Annotated in this window: 15 protein-coding genes and 1 tRNA gene; 6 read left to right on the top strand and 10 right to left on the bottom strand. The window is 46.2% G+C overall.

From position 1 onward, the window contains the following. Nucleotides 1–8: 8 nt before the first annotated feature. The 3 genes from OL444_RS17630 to OL444_RS17620 all read right to left on the bottom strand — a co-directional run bounded on the left by OL444_RS17630 (nucleotide 9) and on the right by OL444_RS17620 (nucleotide 6,574). A complete protein-coding gene (locus OL444_RS17630) occupies nucleotides 9–4,382 on the bottom strand; it encodes a DUF5977 domain-containing protein (RefSeq protein WP_264731020.1) in 4,374 nt (1,457 codons plus the stop codon). 218 nt (nucleotides 4,383–4,600) lie between these two features. Continuing rightward, on the bottom strand, nucleotides 4,601–5,746 hold the full coding sequence (locus OL444_RS17625; RefSeq protein ID WP_264731022.1) for a hypothetical protein: 1,146 nt from the start codon (nucleotides 5,744–5,746) through the stop codon (nucleotides 4,601–4,603). 744 nt (nucleotides 5,747–6,490) lie between these two features. After that, nucleotides 6,491–6,574 (bottom strand) — tRNA-Leu (locus OL444_RS17620). 191 nt (nucleotides 6,575–6,765) lie between these two features. Here OL444_RS17620 and OL444_RS17615 point away from each other — a divergent pair. Then, on the top strand, nucleotides 6,766–8,253 hold the full coding sequence (locus OL444_RS17615; RefSeq protein WP_264731024.1) for an arylsulfatase: 1,488 nt from the start codon (nucleotides 6,766–6,768) through the stop codon (nucleotides 8,251–8,253). Nucleotides 8,254–8,310: 57 nt separating this feature from the next. Here the strand turns inward: OL444_RS17615 and OL444_RS17610 are convergent, their stop codons facing one another. From OL444_RS17610 to OL444_RS17585, 6 genes are all read right to left on the bottom strand, one after another. Further along, entirely contained in the window at nucleotides 8,311–9,060 is a 750-nt protein-coding gene (locus OL444_RS17610; protein ID WP_264731027.1) for an ABC transporter permease, read from the bottom strand. A gap of 19 nt (nucleotides 9,061–9,079) precedes the next feature. Then, nucleotides 9,080–9,862 carry an ABC transporter ATP-binding protein gene (locus OL444_RS17605; protein ID WP_264731029.1) on the bottom strand — a complete coding sequence of 261 codons (783 nt, stop codon included), beginning with the start codon at nucleotides 9,860–9,862 and terminating at the stop codon, nucleotides 9,080–9,082. Nucleotides 9,863–10,046: 184 nt separating this feature from the next. Continuing rightward, nucleotides 10,047–10,682, bottom strand: a complete 636-nt coding sequence (locus OL444_RS17600; protein WP_264731032.1) for a response regulator transcription factor — start codon at nucleotides 10,680–10,682, stop codon at nucleotides 10,047–10,049. A gap of 10 nt (nucleotides 10,683–10,692) precedes the next feature. Beyond that, a complete protein-coding gene (locus OL444_RS17595; protein WP_264731033.1) occupies nucleotides 10,693–11,472 on the bottom strand; it encodes a sensor histidine kinase in 780 nt (259 codons plus the stop codon). Then, nucleotides 11,442–12,080 (bottom strand): hypothetical protein, encoded by a 639-nt coding sequence (locus tag OL444_RS17590; RefSeq protein ID WP_264731035.1) that lies wholly within the window; start codon nucleotides 12,078–12,080, stop codon nucleotides 11,442–11,444. Before OL444_RS17590 ends, OL444_RS17595 begins: the two co-directional genes overlap by 31 nt. A gap of 17 nt (nucleotides 12,081–12,097) precedes the next feature. Next, nucleotides 12,098–12,649 carry a hypothetical protein gene (locus OL444_RS17585; RefSeq protein WP_264731037.1) on the bottom strand — a complete coding sequence of 184 codons (552 nt, stop codon included), beginning with the start codon at nucleotides 12,647–12,649 and terminating at the stop codon, nucleotides 12,098–12,100. Nucleotides 12,650–12,757: 108 nt separating this feature from the next. Here OL444_RS17585 and OL444_RS17580 point away from each other — a divergent pair, with 108 nt between their 5' ends. Then, the gene (locus OL444_RS17580) at nucleotides 12,758–13,381 is read left to right on the top strand and encodes a YdeI/OmpD-associated family protein (protein WP_264731039.1); all 624 of its coding nucleotides are present in this window, start codon (nucleotides 12,758–12,760) and stop codon (nucleotides 13,379–13,381) included. 437 nt (nucleotides 13,382–13,818) lie between these two features. Here OL444_RS17580 and OL444_RS17575 read toward each other — a convergent pair whose 3' ends face one another. After that, nucleotides 13,819–16,020 (bottom strand): B12-binding domain-containing radical SAM protein, encoded by a 2,202-nt coding sequence (locus OL444_RS17575; RefSeq protein WP_264731041.1) that lies wholly within the window; start codon nucleotides 16,018–16,020, stop codon nucleotides 13,819–13,821. Nucleotides 16,021–16,448: 428 nt separating this feature from the next. On the opposite strand from OL444_RS17575, the gene OL444_RS17570 reads away from it, so the two are divergent. The 4 genes from OL444_RS17570 to OL444_RS17555 all read left to right on the top strand — a co-directional run bounded on the left by OL444_RS17570 (nucleotide 16,449) and on the right by OL444_RS17555 (nucleotide 22,172). Then, nucleotides 16,449–17,705: a peroxiredoxin family protein gene (locus OL444_RS17570; protein ID WP_264731043.1), complete on the top strand. Its 1,257-nt coding sequence runs from the start codon at nucleotides 16,449–16,451 to the stop codon at nucleotides 17,703–17,705. 83 nt (nucleotides 17,706–17,788) lie between these two features. Then, the gene (locus OL444_RS17565; protein ID WP_264731045.1) at nucleotides 17,789–18,436 is read left to right on the top strand and encodes a YceI family protein; all 648 of its coding nucleotides are present in this window, start codon (nucleotides 17,789–17,791) and stop codon (nucleotides 18,434–18,436) included. A 196-nt stretch (nucleotides 18,437–18,632) separates the two neighbouring features. Continuing rightward, on the top strand, nucleotides 18,633–19,598 hold the full coding sequence (locus OL444_RS17560; protein ID WP_264731047.1) for a cytochrome-c peroxidase: 966 nt from the start codon (nucleotides 18,633–18,635) through the stop codon (nucleotides 19,596–19,598). Nucleotides 19,599–19,616: 18 nt separating this feature from the next. Then, nucleotides 19,617–22,172 carry a TonB-dependent receptor plug domain-containing protein gene (locus OL444_RS17555; RefSeq protein WP_264731049.1) on the top strand — a complete coding sequence of 852 codons (2,556 nt, stop codon included), beginning with the start codon at nucleotides 19,617–19,619 and terminating at the stop codon, nucleotides 22,170–22,172. Nucleotides 22,173–22,185: the final 13 nt, after the last annotated feature.

The raw sequence follows: 22,185 nt of genomic DNA, 5'->3' as shown, positions 1-22,185 counted from the left end.
CAATTGCATTAAGGACAAACAGCGTCACTACCATAATATTTACCACTGGTACTACCATCTGAGAATTTATACATATGGAAGTTTCGACAACGGCCGCCACCTACCTCTTCAACACCGTCAATGCGCTCTCCTTTTTCACATCTTCCGCTTATCTCTTTATATCCTTCTTTGTTGCAATAACAACTGCCATGCTGATTGGCATAGTTAGGTCCGTTGGCTTCCATATCAGCTTTTGCCAGGTTATCCGCCTCCAGCTGAGTTGCGGCACGGTACTTACCCTCCGGCACCTCATACAAAACTGAACTCCCGTCATAGTTTTCACCACAGTTATTCCGGGTAAAACTTTTGCTTGTAGCTGCATTGGGAAATGATTTGCTGCAAGTCCCCTTTGCATTGGCATAATTCTGTCCTTGTGTGCTGGTATCTGCTTTAGCCAGTGCATCTGCTGTTGCCTGGGTAGCAGCTGTATATTTTCCCTTCTGAACAGCGTAGATTACCTTACTACCGATAAATCCGACACCACAATTATTCCGGGTGTATTCCCGGCTAAGGGCAGCATTTGAAAACAATACTCCACCACAATCTTCCGGTTGACCGCTATTATTATAGCAGATCATTTTCCGGATATTTCCATTCATATCCTTTATTAAGCTGAGCCGGCCAAGATCATCATAGACATAATAGGTAACCTGGTCCTTAAAATCAGATTCACTGGAAATACCTATTAAAGGTGCATGGGTAAAGGTTCTCATTTGAGCATCATTCGGATAAAGTTTTACTTCGTCAATCTGAGCGGCCCCGCTGATGGCAAGGGTTGTGACGCCTGTTACTTTATGTTCGAAATAAGTCCAGCCGTTTGTGGTTCTTCCTTTTACCGGACTCCCCTGTGTGCCAGCAACCGTAAGTGCACTTGTATTTTTAGTCCAGTAAGAAACTATATAGGTAACTGATGTTGTTAACCCACTTTTACTAAGGGCTCCGGAACTTAAATTATAACATCTGGTTCCTGTAGGCGCAGTATTGTCATTTACATAGCTACCGGAAAAATTCCAGCCGCCACGACCATCTGCCTCAAACGAGGTATAGGCTATTTGATCAATACTGGCATTGGTAGCAATAGCGATGGGTAAGACGTTCTGATAATCGTACAGATAGGATTTCGGGATACCATCTCTTCCCAGTGATTGTACCACACTCCCATTACTGTATTCATTCGATTTCTCATCCTTATAACGTGTGTCTTTGGTAATTCCGGTGCCACTGGTCCCTGCTGCAGTAAATGCAGTAGAAGGAGCTGTGAGATTAATTAACTGGTATTTATCCGGTACTACCTGCCCGGCAGGATTGGAGGCAAAATCATACCTGGTAAAAGCTGATTTGAGTAGTTTTCCATTTTTCCAGGACGAAATCTCTACAGCCGCATTTTCATAATTGCGTTGCAGGGACAATATAGGTTTCAGCTCCGGACCTGCATTATTGATCGTTGTCTGCAAACAGGTACTGTAGGCATTTACAGGGTCTGTGAAATTGGTTCTGCGACAACTAACATAGCTGGCCCTTGCCTGGGCAAGGCATTTTTGATATTTCAAAAAAACGCTTGTTATACAATAAGGAACGGCAGGGTCACAATTAGCTATATCGCTGCGATACGTCGTATAGCAGTTATCACAGGTTATTTTATAGGATGGCGTACAGTCTGTCACTGCATCACAATTCGTTCTGAAATCAAAAGCATACTTACTTTTTACCACTAGTTCTTCTCCTAAAGAATTAGTGGTGGTCGTATTGGTAGCTTCATGATGATTGGGACTCTGGAAATCATTGGTGGTAATGGTACTCTGATAACTATCCGAAGCCGGGTCGTAATTATTTTCAGTTACTATACTTTGAATTTTTTTCGTCGTTGACAATTTATAGTTAGTTCCCAATATCATAGTGGTGGTATAGTTTTTAAAGTATGTAGCAATAAATGCGGGAGTAGTAGCAACAGGAGCAGAAAAGGAATAGTTATAAAACCGTTCATTCAATAGTTCATTATCTTCACGAAAATGGTTTTCACCTGACAATTCACCCCGCAAATCAACAAAGGGCAAAGGTGCTGGCGGAAAATTTCCAATTGAATTATTGCAATCGTTGGTATTTACTTCCAGCACAGCTACATCATTAGGGGGCGATCCTAAAGGTACACCTGTATAATATCGATAAACACTATAACCATTTCCGGTTCGCGTTACTTTTACTTCACTATAACCTAAATGGGTGCCCTGCGTGGTAGCCATCGGTCGCAAACTATTGGGCGATACATAATAAGGATACCCTCCGCAGGCTACACAGCCCTGTGGACTACAGCTGCGCTCATATCCGGTAGCGGGATTCCAATACCCCAAATCCCTGATCAGATCATTACGGACAGTCTGAACATAGATAGGGCGACTGTAAACAACAGCAGAAGAAACGTTACCGGCTTTGTAAGAGTAAGCAGTAATCATATCTTTTCCTGATACCGGTTCACGCGTTGTGACCTGCTTAATCCTTAATCCACCAACAATAGTATCTACAGTATATGATATGGGAATACGCTGGTATACTGATGCGTTAGCTCCAACTCCTGTCATTACACCACTTGGATTTGAGCAGTCTTTACTCAGGTAAATGGTATAGGTTCCTGCTGCCAAATAAGCTGTTTTATATACAATGCTAGGGCCTGAAGCATCCGAATAAGCAATCATTGCGAAAGCAGCATTTCCATTAGCATCTTGGACTGACAGATTCGCATTGCTACCCTGATTAGAACTGGATAACGTAGCTGAATACATCCCTGCGGGAAGTGTAACCACTTTAGAAACAGTAAGGGGATTACTACCATCATATCCAATCGACAAATAGGTATCATTAACGTAAGAATCCCGTGTGTAACTTATATTCGCTCTATGTGCTTCAAATTCGAAATCTGTATTCCCTCCTGTTGGATAGGATATGCTACGCAAAGCCCCTCCTCTCATGGCGGGCCAGGCAGCATTTCTGTCTGCAGCTGGTACTATTTGGTTATCCACTTTGTAGGTCGGAATTAATCGCTGGTTCGATGTAGCCCCATTATAGAATCCCCAATGATCAATACCAAACGTTAACCTGCGGGAAACTTTTTCAACGTAATAATCAAATTTATAAGGTGGTAATGTGATTGATGCACTACAGGACAACTCCTGTAAGCTATCCAGTTTTAACCGCTTTCGATCTGTATTAATATTGATCGAACTGCCAGGTAAGCCTGTTTGATTATCTTCAAAATAGGTGTAAAAAAATTGCCACCTTTTACAGAAATTCCTATCATTTGAGATATTGATAGCCCCCAGGGTTTTCGCATTGGTGTTCACATCATCCGTAAATTCGCGTAACAAGCCGCCAAGATCAGTTCTTGTTTCTCCCGCTATAAAATCCATATGGCCATTGGAAAATGTGATCTTATCCAACTTAACCCCGCTCTGGAAGATTTTAACAAGACCATATTCCTTTTTATTATTTAGGACATCATAACTGGATATAGGAAATGTAGACCAGGAAAAGTAACTATAGGACTCCGGCAGATAGCTCAGGTTAATAGTAAATACTTTATCATTTGATTCAATTTTATTAAGATACCAGCTGGAAACAGTCGTGCTGTAGCCATATCCATTTTCTATTGTCATCGGGTTTGTGATTTCAACAGGATCTGTATCTATAGCACTGGGAGTAGCTCCAAAAAAATACCTGGTACCGTCTGGTGTTGTAATGATAAAAGAGGAAATACTACCAGTTCCGGAATAGGAATATTCAATCTTTAAATCCTGTTCAGGTACAAGGATAGGAAGACGATCATCAGAAAAGTAAAACTTTCCGGAATATCCGTTAAAATTAAAAAAGAACAAATCCGGCTCCCCATCTTTCCTACCTTCAGCAAATGCAGCCCAATCCTGTATATCAGCCGTATATAAATAACTATTGTATCCAAATTCACTGAAATGCCCGAACTCACTATCTATCGTTCCAGTACCTTTTTCATCCGGTGCTCCCATAACAGTTCGTGTAATAACACCACCTGCATTAAGTGTCCATCCTGCACCTGCCCAACCGGCTGGTTCTATCACCTTTAAACCCGAGGGATGATAACTCAGGCTAATCGGAAGCTTCAATGGCCCGGATTCAATTTCGTAAATCGGAATATTGATCTGTGGGCTACCGGTGTGGTAGCTTACCGGCATATCGACAAACTTGCCCAAAGAAGCGGCAGTAGGAGATGCTATACTTACTTCTGAAAAAGGGCTTCTTCGTTGTGCTTTTACAACAATTATATTTAACAGTATAAATACAATCAATAAACATCTTTTCATGCCTGATGAAAACATATATTAGGTGATTTATTATTTAATAAAGTTTATGGCGCCTTTTGATATTATCTGCTGTTTGAGCTTCCGGTGTTCATGTTCCACCTGGGACAGGCATTTTCCTGATATGATAGCAACTCTTTGTAACAGACTATCCTGGGCAAAGGCATTCTTGTAAATCATAAAAAAGCATCCGCAATAAGTAAGGCGATTCATGCACTATTATGGGATTAAAATCGTTATCTGTAATTTTCGGGGTTTAATGCCTGCAGTGCTGCTACTTTTTTATTCAGATCAATGATGTACAGGGTCAGCTCTTCGATTTTTTGCAGCAACCTTTTATTCATATCGCCCACATCAATACCATCCTTGCTCACCTCTGCTTCGGAAGGAATCCCCTCGAGATGTTTATTTTCTTTGATGAATTGTTCTACTGTTGATAAGGAAGGAAGCTGATAGTTTTCGTGAAAGACATAATCTGCCCATGTGCCTTGTTGCACCTTTATTTTTTTTGCACCGAAAGCACCTTCCACTACCAGCTTATAATTTGCTGCAGGCGTTGGACTTCCTATTGCTACATTACCAGTACTACCATCAACAGCCATATAATAATTAGCCGCTCCTGTACCATCAGTATTTGCATGAAAAAAATAAAACAGGTTGTTGGATGCTCCCTGGCCAAAGGACTTTCCCGCTCCTGTAAACTCGAACGCCGATCCATTCGGTATTTTCAAAGATTTAACCCAGCTATTGGTTGTCCAAAGTGGACCACCGGTTATATCTAAGCGGGCAGCCGGATAGGTTCCGCCTATACTAACATTACTTTGTATAGATATCGGATCAGTTGATGTGAAGGCCTGAACATTGGTAACCTGGCTATCTGTAACTAATTGTAGTAATTCATTTCCTGCGTAACCGGTAAATGAAAAATTATTAAGCGTAGAACTATTGGCAATTTCAAGTGCCAGATAACTCTTCCCGTTAAAAACCAACGTAATCAATTTACTAGGTTCATTGTAACTGATTAACGAGCCGCGATTCGAATTATAAGCTGTTGCGGTATTAACTTCAACGGTCCATTTACGGTTGCTACCACCTACTCCTCCTCTGATACCGGAAATTTTACCCATTACATACCGATCCACGGACAAAGTGTTGGTATAAATCTCATGCAATAATAGATAATTAATACCTTGAGCATCTTCTGTTTGTCCTGTAATAGCGCGATCCACATAATAGTTACGATTATTATCAAAAACATGCAGTAAACTCGTTGGGTTAGCAGTTCCAATGCCTACAGCGCCGGTTGTCGGGAACTTATTTTGTCCTTGTACCGCTAATAGGGAACAGATCACTAAGAGGTAGCTTAGGAAAATTAATTTCATAGTTTAGTATTTATAGTTTTAAATAGTTATAATCCGATCTGCTTTCTTCAATGAAGAAAACGAAGAAAAGGGAAACAAATCTCAATACAACACAAAGCCGGAGACACAAAATCAGATTGTTGATTTTTTTGAAGTAAAAGCGTGTGATTTTTGGGGTTGATGATTAATCTTACAATCAATTAATCTTGATTGTTGCCCAAGAAGTTACAGGGATATTTAAGTAACAAGGTATATAGAAACAATGTGCCAATGCTAATGAATCTTGCGAAATGAAAATTCACATTAAAAATATGGGACTTGAATTTCCAATTCGGGATCTGATTTCAAGATAAATGATATTTTTATTAGAATATTAATTACATCTAATTTCAGTAAAAATACTACTGGTGAAGTAAACGTATTAATACTTTTATAGCGAAAAAAAATTATTCAATTTTATCATCATTCCAAAAGAAAATCCTTATTAAAGACATGCTGTATAATTACAATGCAAAATATAATCGCACTACGCAATCTATCGACGTAATTATTAAATCAAATAGGATTCCTTATTTATTCATTTCACGTCTATTAAATAAATACCAGTTGCCAGTAATTAAATTATGTTTTTTATGAAATCCGATTTTACGAAACAGGATCTATCATATGTCAACAATAGTGGGAGAAAGCGCAAAAAGGCGTGAAAAATGACACTTAACAAAATTAAAAAAGGCTTGTAAGTCAATTGCTTACAAGCCTCTTGTGTGCCCAGAACTGGATTCGAACCAGCACACCCTTGCAGGCGCTGCGACCTGAACACAGTGCGTCTACCAATTTCGCCATCTGGGCATCTTTTTTCCGTGTCAGGGACGCAAATATAAGCACGTATTTCATCTTTCCAAAATATTGTTGACATATTTTTTGAAGCCACCCCTATAGCCACCCTGAAAACCAGGTCATTAAAGTACGCAAACGCTTGCGTGATCGCAGCTCCAAACATAGGATTTCCAGGATATCCGTATTACTTTCAACCCCGGCAAATGAATGCAGATATGATCAAACAAACCACGTTATTGCTACTGACAGTATTAACGGCTTTCATCCGTGTACAGGCACAATCGAAGCCCAACATCATCTTCATTTATGCAGATGACCTGGGCTATGCAGAAACCGGCGCATACGGACAACAAAAGATAAAGACACCCCACCTCGACCGGCTCGCAAAGGAAGGCGTACGCTTCACGCAGTTTTATACCAGCACGCCGGTATGTGCGCCGGCCCGTTGTATGTTGCTGACAGGGCGACATAGCGGTCATTCGTATATCAGAGGAAACTATGAACTGGGCGGTTTCCCGGACTCACTGGAAGGCGGACAGATGCCCCTGCCGGAAGGTACCGTTACCATCGGCACCATGCTGCAAAAGGCCGGCTACACGACGGCCGCTATAGGCAAATGGGGCCTGGGCATGCATACCAATACCGGCGATCCCAATAAACAGGGCTTCAATTATTTCTATGGCTACCTCGATCAGAAGCAGTCGCACAACTTCTACCCTTCCCACCTGTGGGAAAACGGCCAGGCAGACAGTTTACCGAATCCCTATATCAACGTACATCAGCCACTGAATCCGGCGACGGCCACACCGGCTGATTTCGATGGCTACAAAGGGAAAAGCTATGCCGTGGATGCCATGACGCAGAAGGCGACGCAGTTCATCCGGCAACATCAGCAGCAACCGTTCTTTTTGTACCTGCCCTATACGATCCCGCACGTGTCGCTGCAGGTGCCGGATAGCGCCTTGCAGCCGTACCTCGGACAGTTTGCAGAAAAGCCCTATTACGGCCAGCAGGGCTATGCACCTCACCGCTACCCGTTGTCGGCCTATGCAGCGATGATTACCTACCTGGATACCCAGGTGGGCATCATTATGCAACAGGTAGCACAGCTGGGATTGGATAAAAACACCATTATCCTGTTTTCCAGCGATAATGGCACCACTTTCAACGGAGGGGTGAACGCTGCCTTCTTTAATAGCACCGGCGGCTTAAAAGGCTTAAAAATGGACTTGTATGAAGGCGGCATCCGCGAGCCGCTGATCGCCCGTTGGCCGGGAAAAATCCCTGCCGGCAAAACGGTGGATATACCAGGCGTACAATACGACCTGATGGCCACCTTTGCGGCCATCGCAGGTGTACCTGCCCCACCCAATGATGGGATCTCCCTGTTGCCGGCGATGACGGGCAACAACCGGCAGCAGGCCAACAGAAACTACCTCTATTTTGAATATCCGGAGAAAGGAGGTGCGGTAGCCATCCGCATAGGTAAATGGAAAGCCATCAAAAACGGGTTAAAGCAAAACCGGCATCAACCCTGGGAACTATACGACCTGGAAGCCGATCCTGGGGAACAACATAACCTGGCGGCTGCGCATAAAGATTTACTGCCACAGTTCGATCGGATCGTGCAACAGGAACACCGGCCGGCACATATCCGGGAATGGGAGTTCCTGGACCCGAAAGTGAAGTAAAAAAACGGGGCGCAGTTAAATACTGCGCCCCGTTTTATATATAGTGAAAAACGGAAATTATTTATTGCTCCAGCGGAACCACTTAATACCCAGTATGGCAAAGACCACGGTATATCCCAGGGTGGCCAGCAGCGACAGGGAGGTATGCATATTCCAGGAAGCAGGTTGCAGACTGCCGGCGAGGATGGCTTTCACCACACCATAAGGCGACCATATCACCAGGTCTTTCACCACATCGCCCAGTATACCAAATTCACCAAACATCCCTACCATGATAAATACAAAATAAACCAGCCGGGTAGTAGTGTTGACGGTCTCCGGATTTTTAATAGGCCCTACAATGACCTGGCCAAGGCTCAGGTACAGCGCCCCTCCTACCAGGGATATGAGCATACCGAAAAGGTATCCCAGCGGCGACAAGGCAATGTGATCTACCGTATACCCCACTACGAAAATCAGCAGGGTCATAATGAAGATCATGGCAATCTGCACAACGATCCGGCTGATCATGATGGCCCAGGAAGATACCGGGCCTACACGTAGCCGCTGGAAGATGCCCCTGTCGCGATCGCGCGCAATGCTATTGGAATAACCCATCAGGCCAATGCTGGTAAGTCCGATGGTGATACAGGCGGCCAGTACGAATTCGCCGCCCATTTTCGCCACCAGTCCTTTCCAGGAAATAAGTATGATAACAGGCACCAGTAATACCAGCCGGAAAGAGCGGCGGTTGCGCCATTGGGTAATAAAGTCTGCACGCAGCAAGGCTGATAATACAGCCGATGTTTTAGGAATACTTCTTTGCATAACGACGGGATAGATTTAATCAGGAACGAACAGCCCGGCCGGTAAGGCCGATAAATACATCTTCTAGAGTGACTTTGCCTTTACGGGTAACGCTGATGACTTCCGGGTCGTGCTGATGTTGTGCTATCAGCGCTGCAGGAGCGTCGATGGCAATAACACGGCCATGGTCAATAATCGCGATGCGGTCGCAGACGGCTTCTGCTTCTTCCATGGAGTGCGTGGTGAGCAATACGCTGCAACCTTTTTCCCGGATAGCTTCCATACGTTCCCACAGCTGACGGCGGGATTGCGGATCAAGACCGGTAGTGGGTTCATCGAGCAATACCAGCTGCGGATCGTGAATGGTGGCAATCACCAGCGATACCCTTTGCTGCTGGCCGCCTGAAAGCTGACCGTATTTTTTTCCGGCGGCATCTCCCAGGTGAATGCTCTCCAGTTTTTCCTGTACAGCTTCGTCGCTCAACGCAATGCCATAGATACCGGCAAAGAGGCGGATGATTTCTGTGATGGTCAGTTCCGGCTGAAAGCTGGTAGCCTGTAACTGTACGCCCATATTGGCGCGGGCGTGCAAAGATTGTTTACGTACATCGAAGCCGGCTACCCGTACGCTGCCACCTTGCGGTGCCAGCAAGCCTTCTATGGCGCTGAGCGTACTCGTTTTGCCGGCGCCGTTAGGCCCCAGTAAGCCGAATATTTCACCGGCATGTACGGCAAAAGAAATTTGTTTTACTGCCTGGAACGGACCATAAGAGACTTGTAGCTGGTCTACCTCCAGAATGGGGATAAATTGATCTTGGTTCATCTAAAGCGGATTTAGTGCTGATTGCCGGACAAACATACAATAACCCGCAGGATGGTATAATAATAATCAGGTGAAGCGTGGTGAAATGTCGGTAAAAAAGGGCCAACAGCCGGTGAAACCGGCTCGCAGGGAAACAGGTCTTATCTCTCCGCTGCCGGTTATCACCTGTCAGCGGCTGGCATTTTTACAGGGTAATCAGCTGGCGGCGTAAGGCTTCCAGCACCATACCAGTACGGCTTTGTACATTAAGTTTATTGAAAAGTATCTCCCGGTAACCATCTACCGTTCGCTCCGTGACATTCATTTTAAGAGCGATGGCTTTATAGGTCAGATCACTGCAGGCAAGGCTCAGAAACTCTCTTTCGCGGTCGGTGAGGGTTTGTTTCTGTTCCGATTGCAGCAGCAGGCGGCGATAATTTACGTTGGCCATATCGTTGTGATAATGCCCCACCGTGTGTATTTCGTGGAGCGCTTTTTCCAGTTCTGCCGGATGAATATCTTTGAGCAGGTAGGCACAGCAGCCTGCTTTCAGCATATCAATGATGGTAGCGTCATTATCCTTCATGGATAAAGCAGCCAGTTTAATTCCCGGGTAACGTTTATTCAGCGCGGCGGTTGTTTTCATACCGTCCATTACAGGCATGTTTACATCCAGCAACACGATATCCGGAGGGGCCGGCAGATTGGCAATTTTATCCATCAGGTCTTTTCCGTTCATGGCTTCTGCAACAATGGAGAAACCGTTAAAGCTCGTGATCAGTAAACTGAGGGATTTAAGGAATAACTGATGATCGTCCGCAATACCGATAGTGATGTTCATAAATCAAAAATTAATCAACGGGTAATTTTATCAATACGGCAGTGCCGCCAGCAGTAGTTACCTCCCATTGTATAGTACCTCCGAGCAATTGTGTCCGATGTTGCATGTTGCGGATGCCCATACCAATGGATGACATACTTGTCTTATCAAAACCTGCGCCGTCGTCCGCAATAATCAGGATCAGGGTGTTTTCGTCCATGCGTAAACTGATATCAATGACCTGAGGGCGGGCATGTTTGATACAGTTTTGCATAGCTTCCTGGATTATCCGGAACAAAATGATCTGGGGTTCGGCCTGTAAAGGCAGTTCCGCCATCTCATGGGTAAACTTCACTACTATGGCACGGCTGGTATTGATCCTTTCTACTTCTGCCCGGAGATTCTCCACCAGACTGAACTGGTCGAGCCACTGACGGCTGAATGATTTGGACAATGCCCGCAGGTGATGAATGGCAGTACTGAGCGTCTGTTCTGCCGTATTCAGGGTATCCGGCACTGTTGCCAGGTTTCGTTGGGTTACATTAATTAACAGCTTGGTGCTACTTAGAAGTTGGCCAATATCATCATGCAGTTCTTGTCCGAGGTGGGCAAATGCCTCTTCCTGCATTTCAATCTGTGACCACATCAGCTGTTTGTCATAGTCTTCTTTCATTAATTTCAGCTGATGAAGGTAAGCTTCCTGTTTCTTTTTGTAATTAATCACAGCCGCCACCACTACCAGTCCCAATACGATGACCAGTAACGAAATAAATATGACGGCTACATAGAGATCCTGTTTGATCGAAAGCATACGATGCCTTTTATCAGCATAATATACAACAGGTAATTGGATAATGAGTTCAAAAGTGTAAAAAGATGTTTGGCTGAATTGGCGTCACTCGCCAGCAAAAGATTATAAAATCCGTTTACACACATGGAACCGGAGAAATAAACAAAGAAGGCAAGCGTCAGCCAAAACCCGGGTAACTGGAATATCGACTCTTCACTTTCCGGCGTGATCGAGAAAAAAGATAAAAGACACCAGCAGATCACCAGAAAACTTTCGATGGTAATATTTATACCGGGAAAGTGATTCCAGCCGCCAAATACGAAGCTGTACAACAAGGAAACAACTCCGAATACCAGAATGGAAATGTTCATGAGTAACCGCCAGCGTGGCGACTTAATCCCCGATCCGATGATGACCGTGATCAGACTATATTCCAATACCACAAAGAAATGATACACGATAAAAAACCGCAACTCACGCTTGCCCATCAGTTCCACTATTAACTCAGTCAGGATGGATACCGCCAATAATGCTGTCAGAAGCTTCACCTGTTTGTATTGCAGATGGAAGAGGCTTATCATAAAGCAAGCCACCATCATAACATAATATCCGTATACCCATCCGTTCATTGCTGATATCAATTAAATTATCCTGGTAAAGGAGCATCCGCCAATGGCGAGTTATGTATTTTCAACGCGCGGAAGAGGTCTTTCATTTGCTCTTTGGTTTCTCCGCCGTTTCCTCTTTCTTCCATTTTGGGGTCACCCTTAGCTGGTACCATATCATTATTCTGTGCTTTCAGTAACAGCTGATCATAGAAAATAGGATCATGATTCTTATCCAGTCCTTCTGCCAGCAGACTTAACTTCTGGCTGGTGCTTTCCGGAATAACAAAATTAAACCGTACGTATTCACATCCTTCCTGACTCAGCACACGGAACAAAGAAGCTTTACTGAATTCTACATAATGAATATCCTGAAAGATAGCATCTGCAGCCGGATTATTAAACAATAATCTGTAAAAATTATTTAACATCCCGAAAAAGGCTTTTACCGTAACCGGCATGCCATAGGTAGGAACAGTGGGAATCGGCTGGCCTTCCGTAAAAGGCATATTGTATTCCAGCTGTTCCGTGGTGGTGTTCAGGTTTCCCTGGTTATTACAGTCATAACCAGCTAAGGACATTTTATCACTCATGATGTGCAGTTTTGTGGTGGCAAATATTTATCTTTTTCTGCATGTCTGATACCGGGAAAAACCCCGGTATACCTTTTTTATTTATTTTAGCCCTTACAACTGATTGCCATGTCACAAACAGATCCACGTATAGACACCTACATTCAGGCCGCCGCTCCTTTCGCCGTGCCAATCCTCACACATCTGCGAAAGCTGGTACACAAAGCATGTCCGGGCGCTACAGAAACCATCAAATGGGGTTTTCCGCATTTCGAATATGCCGGCAGCATCCTTTGCAACATGGCCGCCTTCAAACAACATTGCAGTTTTGGATTCTGGAAAGCCGCGGCCATGAAAGACCCGGAAAAATTATTTACGCCGATCGGAGAAACCGGTATGGGACATTTCGGAAAGATCACCCAACTGAAAGACCTGCCGGCCGATAAACTACTCCTGCAGTACCTCAAAGAGGCCGCCGCTTTAAATGAAGCCGGGGTGGTAAAAACACCTTCCAAAACAAAAACACCGGCTACCGGTAGCAAACAACTGGATATACCCGACTACTTCCTGGCAGCCCTTAAGAAAAATAAAAAAGCGCTGGCTACTTTTGAAGCATTCAGCTACAGCAACAAAAAAGAATATGTTACCTGGGTAACAGAGGCCAAAACAGAGAAGACACAGCTGGAGCGACTGGCTACAGCGGTAGAATGGATGGCCGAAGGAAAGATACGGAACTGGAAATATGTGAAATAAGAGACAGATCGGGAAAACATGCGGGCATGCCCCATGTAAAGCGGGGAAAGTGGCGCATGAATGATACAATATTACCCAATATGCTTACCACTACCTTACTACTACGAATGCACCACCTTAGCACAATGAGTGCCTTTGAATTTTTTAGTTAAAATAATATCAACAGCCTTACGTTGGGAGGAGAAAACCGCGGGGGAGATCGATGACGAAAATAAGTGTTTTTTTATTTTCCCGAAGAAGAGAAAGATGATTTCCTGAAAGATGCCCGTCTGGTAAGCACTACATAACACAAGACAGCCTACCCCGGTTGTTATATAAAATCAGATCTAAACTATATTTTCACCAGACACCCCTCATAAAATAATCAGGCGTGGTTTTATGATTACGGGCAGATGATCACCGGCTATCACCTGCCCTGTACGCCTGTAACCGGGCTGTTAGAGTTTCAGCAAGCCGATTTTGTGTAGGGTATTCACCGGTTTATTATCCCAGAAAAGTTCAAAATCTTCCAGGCCCGCCGCCTCATAATCCGCTTTCACTTCCTGCAGGGTGAAGGTTTTGGCGTTGGAAACGGCCAGCTGTCGCAACATACCGGTTAGCCAACTGCCCTGGGGCGGAGGTACACTGATGTTCATCTTATCCTTTTTCCCCTGGAAAGTCAGGGAAGACACTTCCCACGTACTCCCCTTTTTGGATTTGGTAATCACCTCCACAGTAGGTTGTTTACCCAGGTATACCACCTTGGACGTAGGCTTGATGGTTCCGGCCTCTTCTTCCATCAGGGCATTGGTAATATAATCCGGTACTACACTGGTTTTGGGCACTTTAAACTCAAACCATTTAGAGAGTGGATAATCCAGGCAGGCGCCATGCATATAGTTCAGCAACGATTTTTTAAGACCATAGCCGAAACTTTCATGATCAGCCCCGGTAGGATCAATATGCATAATATCGTTGTTGGCAAAAGCGCCTATGGCTTCGGTTTCTTTCTGCACGCTGAACTTCGCCGGGTCCAGCCCCACCGGGCTATGCGCCGTCATGGTAAACTGGTGCCAGAAAGCGGATTGCAGAATGCCTGCCAGGAACATCTGGCGTACCATTTCCAGGGCATCGATGGTTTCCTGGGCCGTTTGTGTAGGGAAGCCATACATCAGATAGGCATGCACCATAATGCCTGCTTCCGTGAAATGCCGGTTTACACGGGCCACCTGGGCTACGGTGATCCCTTTCTGTATCAACGTGAGCAAACGGTCCGATGCTACTTCCAGTCCGCCGGAAACAGCGATACAGCCGGATGCCTTGAGCAGCAGACACAGGTCGCGGGTAAAGCTTTTTTCAAAACGGATATTGGTCCACCAGCTCACCGTCAGCTTCCGGCGGATGATTTCCAGGGCCAATGCCCGCATCAGCGCCGGCGGTGCCGCTTCATCCACAAAGTGAAAACCGTTTTGCCCTGTTTGGGCAATGATGGTTTCCATGCGGTCGCAGAGCAGCGATGCCGTGATGGGCTCATATATTTTGATATAGTCCAGTGAAATATCGCAGAAAGTACATTTGCCCCAGTAGCAGCCATGCGCCATGGTCAGTTTGTTCCAGCGGCCATCGCTCCACAGGCTGTGCATAGGGTTCATCACCTCAATGGCCGAGATGTATTGATCCAGCAGCAGGTCGCTGTAGTCGGGCGTTCCCAGCTGCGACTGTTTATAGTCGTGCGTGGCTTTATCGTTGACATAAGCCACTTTACCTTCTTCCAGTAAAAAAGTACGTTTCAGTTCTGCCGTGGTTTTATTGCCGGAGAGAAACTGTAACAGGTTCTCCATGGGAGCTTCTCCATCGTCGAGGGTAATAAAATCCACGAACTCGAATACCCGGGCATCTGCCAGCGAACGCAGTTCTGTATTGGGAAATCCGCCGCCCATAGCCACTTTCACCTCCGGGCAATGGGCTTTCACCCACTGGCCACAGCGGAAGGCCGCATACAGGTTGCCGGGAAACGGCACCGAAATGGCCACCATCGCAGGTTGTATGGTTGTCATACGTGCAGCGAAGATATCCATGAGTATTTTGTCGATATAGGTATGCGGCGCCTGCAGGGCATCATACAGCTCATCGAAGCTGTTGGCCGAGCGGCTCAGGCGTTCTGCATAGCGACTAAACCCGAAATGCGGGTCCACACATTCCATGATGAGGTCCGACAGGTCTTCCAGGTACATGGTAGCCAGGTGTTTGGCTTTGTCCTGGGTACCCATGGAGCCGAAAGCCCAGTTCAGGTCGTCCAGCTGCGCGAAGCGGGAAGCTTCCGGCAGAAAGTCGCGTTTACAGATAAGATGCGCCAGTGTTGGATTTTTTCCCTGCAGAAATAAAATAACGGCGTCTATGGTATGGATGTAATCTTCCTGCAGGGCTAATATACGGGTGGCATTCTCTGAGAAGGTAGCCGGCGGTGCTGCGGCGATATGCGCAAACAACTGCTCCAGCCCCTGTTTGGAAAATAAAGCCAGCGTAACTTCTATACCCAGGTCAGCCTGACACGAAGTGATATTTTTTGTATTCAGAAACCCTTTCAGATAAGCAGTGGCCGGATATGGCGTGTTCAGCTGTGTAAATGGCGGTGTTATTAAAAAAACAGAATTACCCAAATCAGATTGTTTAAAACGCAAATTTAGGTCATATTACTGAAAGATAGCAGGATTGCGGATTTATCGATTAGTCTACAAAATTTATAGACTTTTATTTGGAAAATAAATGAACCCCTCCTATCTTTGTTTCACCACCAGAAAAACCATCACATTTTCTAATTATGAACAGCACTCGCATTATCAGTTTCTACAATCACCAGGTTGCCCGATGTTGGCACAACTGCTGTACTAAATAGCTGTCCACCACCGCTGTTTCCCAACTCCTTTATTACACCTGCCAGGTATTGCTGCTGAAATACCGGAACCATCATGTATTGTTATTACTATCCGGCCGGCAAAGCTGCAGGTAACATCCCGTCACAACTATTATCATATAGTCATGCCCGTTACTACTCACTATTATTTACATCTCAACCAAAAATACCAACATGAAAACGTATAAACACTTACTGTTGACCACCTTATCTGTAGCAACGCTATGGAGTAGCACTGTATTGGCAGCCCCTGAAAAACCTTTTGTAAAAGAAGGCATCTGGCGCGGCGTATTTACCCTCAACGAATCCAAAGTACCGTTCAACTTTGAATTGAAAGGAAAAGATCCCCGCCACGCAGTATTCACCCTCATCAACGGCACCCGCCGGGATGACTTTCATGTACAGCAGATCGCCAACGATTCTTTGTATATAAAGATGAATACCTACGATGCAGCCCTGGTGGCCAAAATAGAATCGGATGGTAAAATTACCGGGGAATACAGAAGCCTGGTGCCCAACTTCAGTGGCAATGCCCTCCCCTTCACAGCCGAATACGGGCAGCAGTACCGTTTTGCCGAACCAGGCACGGAAGCTGCACCCGCCTTTAATGTGAGCGGCAAATGGGACCTGAAAATATACAGTAAGGAACCTACACCCAACCGGGTAGGCTTACTGAAACAGGAAGGCAACCGCCTCACCGGGGTAATCCTTTCTGTTGTAGGCGACAGCCGCGAACTGGAAGGCACGGTACACGGCAATGAATTTGAACTCTCCGGCTTTACCGGCCCCAGTCCCATCTATATCAAAGGGAAAATCAATGATGATAAATCCCTTACGGGAGAAATCAGCCTGGGTATCTATAATAATATAAAATTCGACGGCGAAAAAAATGCGGCAGTCGAATTACCGGATCCCTACAAACTGACTTATCTGAAAGAAGGTTATAAAAAACTGGACTTCACCTTGCCCGACCTGGATGGAAAAAACGTATCGCTCAGCGACGACAAGTACAAAGGGAAAGTAGTGATCGTGGAAATCATCGGCACGTGGTGTCCCAACTGTACCGACCAGACTTCTTTCCTTTCCCCCTGGTTTAATAAAAATAAAGACCGCGGCGTGGAAGCCATTGCCATTGGCTTTGAGCAGAAAGATGATCTGGCTTACGCGAAATACACCCTTGGTAAATTAAAAGATAAATACAACATACAATATGATATTCTTTTTGGTGGCATTGCTGATAAGAAAGTGGCGTCAGAGAAACTACCGGCGCTCAACCGCCTCCTGGCGTTTCCCACTACGATCATTATTGATCGCAAAGGAGAAGTAAGACAAATCCATACCGGATACACCGGAGAGATCACCGGACAGTATTATCAGGATTATGTTGCCAAATGGAACAAAGACCTGGATGCACTGATAGCGGAGAAATAATTTTAACATTAAATTCCAGAATTCGTAAACGCTTATCCAGGTATCCACCTTACATTTACACCAAATTTTAAACACACACTTATATGCAACGATTAGCATCTTTATTATTCATTGGCGGATCGATCATTTTAATGTCATTCACCAATCCTGCAACTTCCCACAAAGGAGAAAAACCTGCTAAATCAACCACTGTACCTGCGAAAGCAACTACCTTCCAGGTAGACAAACAACAGAGCAAACTGACCTGGACCGGTAAAAAACTGGCCGGACAACATGCCGGCACCATCAACATTGCAGACGGTAAACTGGACGTTGAAAACAATGTACTGAAAAGCGGTACTTTCTCCCTGGATACCCGTACCATTGCCGTTACTGACATTAAAGACGCAGACGGTAATGCCAAACTGATAGGCCACCTGAAAAATGATGATTTCTTTGCAGTAGAAAAGTTCCCGACTGCTACTTTCGTTACTACCGGCGTTACTGCCAAAGGCAATGGTAACTACGAAGTAACCGGTAATTTAACACTGAAAGGAATTACCAATCCGATTTCCTTCCCGGCCACTGTAACCGTTGCAGGTAATAAACTGACTGCTAAAGCTGCTATCAAAGTTGACCGTACCAAATTCAATATCCGGTATGGTTCTAAAAACTTTTTTGAAGGCATAGGTGACAAAGCCATCTATGACGAATTTGATCTGGATGTAGTACTCGTGGCTACTGCCAAATAATTTTTCATCCAACTTACGTGACCCCATTAATAATTCCTGGGGAGTACGGGTAAACTCGCCCGTACTCCCGGGAATGCCAAGATCCCCACACATTTACAGCCGCATTACAGCAAGTTTTTTAAAGATCAACCAGTAACTCAACAACACCCACCCCCTGTTGTTATCCGGCATTTTGCCTGTTTCAATTTACCGCCACATGAGACCAACGAAAATGATATTCATTTTATTGGGTGTGCTATGTGTATTTACCATTACAGCGGGATTCGACATACACAACGATGGTAGTGATCCTCCGACAAAGGCACAGCTGGGCGAGAAATTATTTTTCGATCCTATACTGTCCATCAATCATAGCATCAGTTGTGCGTCCTGTCACCAACCAGCATTTGGGTTTGCCGATACCCTCGCTTTCAGTAAAGGTATCCACGCTACGCCTACCAGCAGAAATACACCCGGTATCACCAACCTTTCCGGACGCCCCAGCTATTTCTGGGATGGCCGGTCCGCTACCCTGGAAGAACAGGCATTACAGCCGATTATCTCGCCGGCGGAAATGGGCCTCCCCATTGCCACAGCAGTAGCCAGGCTCAATGCCAGCAGCAGCTACCGGCAATACTTCCAGCTGGTATTCAACGGCCCCGCTACGGAACAAAACCTGCTGCAGGCCATCGCCGCTTTTGAACGCACCCTAGAAACGGCCAATAGTCCGTACGATCGTTATATTGCCGGCGACGACAATGCCCTAACCCCGTCGGCTATACGGGGCAGAATGTTGTTTATCGGAAAAGCCAATTGCAATAATTGTCATTCGGGAGAAGATTTTACCGCAGACCGTTTCAAAAATATTGGTCTTTACAATGGTACTACCCTCCGCGATGCCGGCCGGTTCGATGTCACCCGCGACAGCGCCCACAGAGGATTTTTTAAAGTACCCGGCCTGCGCAATGTAGCCGTCACCGCTCCCTATATGCACAATGGTATGTTTAAAACCCTGCGGGAAGTCATCAACTATTACAACGATCCGAACGCAGTTATCAAAGACGGTCTTAACCGCGACTTATCGCTCAGCAAACCGCTGCAGCTCACAAATACGGAAATCACAGATCTGGAAGCCTTTCTGGTGGCGCTGACAGACGACCGTTTCCGGATACACAAACCTTAATCATAAAAATATCCCGGCATGTATAAACATTTACACTTACTGCTTCCTCCCCTGCTCCTCCTTACCGGCGCCCTGTCTGCACAGGATAAACCGCGTACGGATACCACGCGGCAACTGGGAGCGGTACAAATCGTTGGCTCCCGCAGTGCCAACCGTACCAAACTCAACTCCCCGGTGCCGGTGGATATTATTGATATTAAAACACTACAGGAAAGCGCCCCGCAAACCAGTATCACCCAGCTGCTGCAATATGTATCGCCCTCCTTCCATTCTGTTAATGGCACCAATGCCGGCGATGCCGGTTCGGCCCTCAGCCTGGTACAACTGAAAGGACTGGGTGTAGACCAGCTGCTGGTACTCGTCAATGGCAAACGGCGGCATAAAAGCTCCAATGTCAACTGGGGCGGACTGGGCAACGGCGCTACCGGCTACGACCTCAACTCCATCCCTGCCGGCGCCATTGAGCGCATAGAAATATTACGGGATGGCGCCGCCGCACAATATGGCTCCGATGCCATTGCCGGCGTCATCAATATCGTGCTGAAAAAACAACAGCAAGACGTGATCGTCAGCAGTACCGGCAGTATACGGCGTAGGGGCGATGGCGTTAGTACCCGTACCAATATCAATTATGGCATCAAACTGGGGCAGCAGGGCGGCTACTTCAACGCCACAGCTGAATTTGCCACCCAGGGCATCTCCCTGCAACCCGGCCGCGACGACGCCGGTCTGTACAATGGTCCGATCTACGGCGGAGGCGCCAACACCCGCGACTACGATAATATCTACACCCGCGATATCGATGAAGCCATTATGAAAAGCCGTGGCATCGACCGGCACCACTTCGACCAGCGGGGCGGTGGCAGCAACAAGGCCAAAGATGCCCTCTTGTTTTTTAATACAGCCATCCCCGTTAGAGCGAATGCCGAAATATATGCCTTTGGCGGTATCAGTCACCGCAACTCCGAATTTACGGCGGTATACCGGCTCCCCGGCTGGACAGAACGTAACACCACCGGGCTTTATCCGGATGGCTTCCTGCCAGAGATGAACAACAGTATTACCGACAAAAGCATCGCCATTGGCGTAAAAGCCAAAGCCGGTCAGTGGCAGATTGATCTCTCCAATGTATATGGCAAAAATGATTTCGGCAATATCATCAGCAATTCGCTGAATGCCAGTATGGGCTTAAAAAGCCCGACCACCTTTGATGCCGGCCGGTACAATGCTTCTCAGAATACCGCCAGCCTCGATATCAGCCGTTATCTGGACAAAGTACTGCACGGCATCAACATTGCTTTTGGCGCACAATACCGCACAGAAACCTACCAGATCATCGCCGGAGAAGAGGCCTCCTACAGCAAGGCAGACCTGCGGCCGGTATACCGGATAGATACTTCCGTTAACGGGGTACCCTATGTGGCCGACGGCGGTTATATTCCCTTAAACGGCTTATCTCCCGGATCGCAGATACATGCCGGCTTCCGGCCCTCCAATGAAGTGAATGTAAGTCGCGCCATTGTAGCCGGCTATATAGATATAGAAGCCAACATCACCCAACAGTGGCTGGTATCTGCAGCCCTGCGGGCAGAAAACTTTTCCGACTTCGGCAACGTGACTACCGGTAAAGTAGCTTCCCGTTATAGTTTCGCGCCCTGGCTCAGTATCCGCGCATCTGCCAACACGGGCTTCCGGGCGCCGGATCTGGCGCAGTTCTATTATACAGAAACTTCCACCAGCTTCCAGCAGGGTCGCGCCGTTGACCAGGTAACCGCTTCCAACAAAAGCGCCGCCAGCAGAGCGCTGGGCATTCCGGCTCTCACCCCCGAAAGATCTACCGGCTATACCGCAGGTATCACCTCTCAACCCGTGCCACGGGCTGAGTTCAGTGCCGATGCCTATTACATCAGCATCGACAATCGCGTGGGTAATACCGGTAATTTTTCCGCTACCGATCCTAATCTGCCGGCAGATTTACGTGCGTTGTTATTACAAACCGGTACCACACAGGCCAAGTTTTTTTACAACGCTTTCAGTACCCGTACACAGGGGATAGAAATCACCGGCAGCTACCGCATCCCGTGGCGGCGTAATCAATTGCAGCTCCTGGCCGGCGCCAACTTCGTCAACAATGAAGTAACGGACGTCAATACACCTAAGGGACTGGAACTATATAAAAATATCATCTTCAGCGAAGCAGAGAAAGCCCGTGTGACCACCAATATTCCGCAGCAAAAAATTACGCTGCAGGCTATCCTGCAAACACCGCGTTTTAATTTCCTGGCCCGCACCGTGTACTTCGGATCTGTGACAACGGCTACCGCGCAGAATGCCCGCTTCCCCACACCGGATTATTTCTTCCAGGAATTAAAACCTATCTGGGTGACAGATATATCCGTGGGGTATCGCATTACCAAAGCCATACAGGCTACGATCGGCGTCAATAATGTATTTAATATACTGGGCGATTATACAGATCCGGTTATCTCCGGACTGCGTAACCCCACCATTGTAGGTATACAGAACGGCAGCGCAGGCATTCAGCCTTTCGCCCGGTTGTATGCCCGGTTTTAACACCTACATACTT

This window comes from Chitinophaga nivalis (assembly GCF_025989125.1).
Taxonomy (GTDB): domain Bacteria; phylum Bacteroidota; class Bacteroidia; order Chitinophagales; family Chitinophagaceae; genus Chitinophaga; species Chitinophaga nivalis.
This window is presented reverse-complemented; position numbering and strand designations above follow the sequence as displayed.

Coding starts and splice junctions, on each gene's coding strand:
- OL444_RS17630 (WP_264731020.1), bottom strand. CDS start 4,382: ATGTTTTCATCAGGCATGAAAAGATGTTTATTGATTGTATTTATACTG.
- OL444_RS17625 (WP_264731022.1), bottom strand. CDS start 5,746: ATGAAATTAATTTTCCTAAGCTACCTCTTAGTGATCTGTTCCCTATTA.
- OL444_RS17615 (WP_264731024.1), top strand. CDS start 6,766: ATGAATGCAGATATGATCAAACAAACCACGTTATTGCTACTGACAGTA.
- OL444_RS17610 (WP_264731027.1), bottom strand. CDS start 9,060: ATGCAAAGAAGTATTCCTAAAACATCGGCTGTATTATCAGCCTTGCTG.
- OL444_RS17605 (WP_264731029.1), bottom strand. CDS start 9,862: ATGAACCAAGATCAATTTATCCCCATTCTGGAGGTAGACCAGCTACAA.
- OL444_RS17600 (WP_264731032.1), bottom strand. CDS start 10,682: ATGAACATCACTATCGGTATTGCGGACGATCATCAGTTATTCCTTAAA.
- OL444_RS17595 (WP_264731033.1), bottom strand. CDS start 11,472: ATGCTTTCGATCAAACAGGATCTCTATGTAGCCGTCATATTTATTTCG.
- OL444_RS17590 (WP_264731035.1), bottom strand. CDS start 12,080: ATGAACGGATGGGTATACGGATATTATGTTATGATGGTGGCTTGCTTT.
- OL444_RS17585 (WP_264731037.1), bottom strand. CDS start 12,649: ATGAGTGATAAAATGTCCTTAGCTGGTTATGACTGTAATAACCAGGGA.
- OL444_RS17580 (WP_264731039.1), top strand. CDS start 12,758: ATGTCACAAACAGATCCACGTATAGACACCTACATTCAGGCCGCCGCT.
- OL444_RS17570 (WP_264731043.1), top strand. CDS start 16,449: ATGAAAACGTATAAACACTTACTGTTGACCACCTTATCTGTAGCAACG.
- OL444_RS17565 (WP_264731045.1), top strand. CDS start 17,789: ATGCAACGATTAGCATCTTTATTATTCATTGGCGGATCGATCATTTTA.
- OL444_RS17560 (WP_264731047.1), top strand. CDS start 18,633: ATGAGACCAACGAAAATGATATTCATTTTATTGGGTGTGCTATGTGTA.
- OL444_RS17555 (WP_264731049.1), top strand. CDS start 19,617: ATGTATAAACATTTACACTTACTGCTTCCTCCCCTGCTCCTCCTTACC.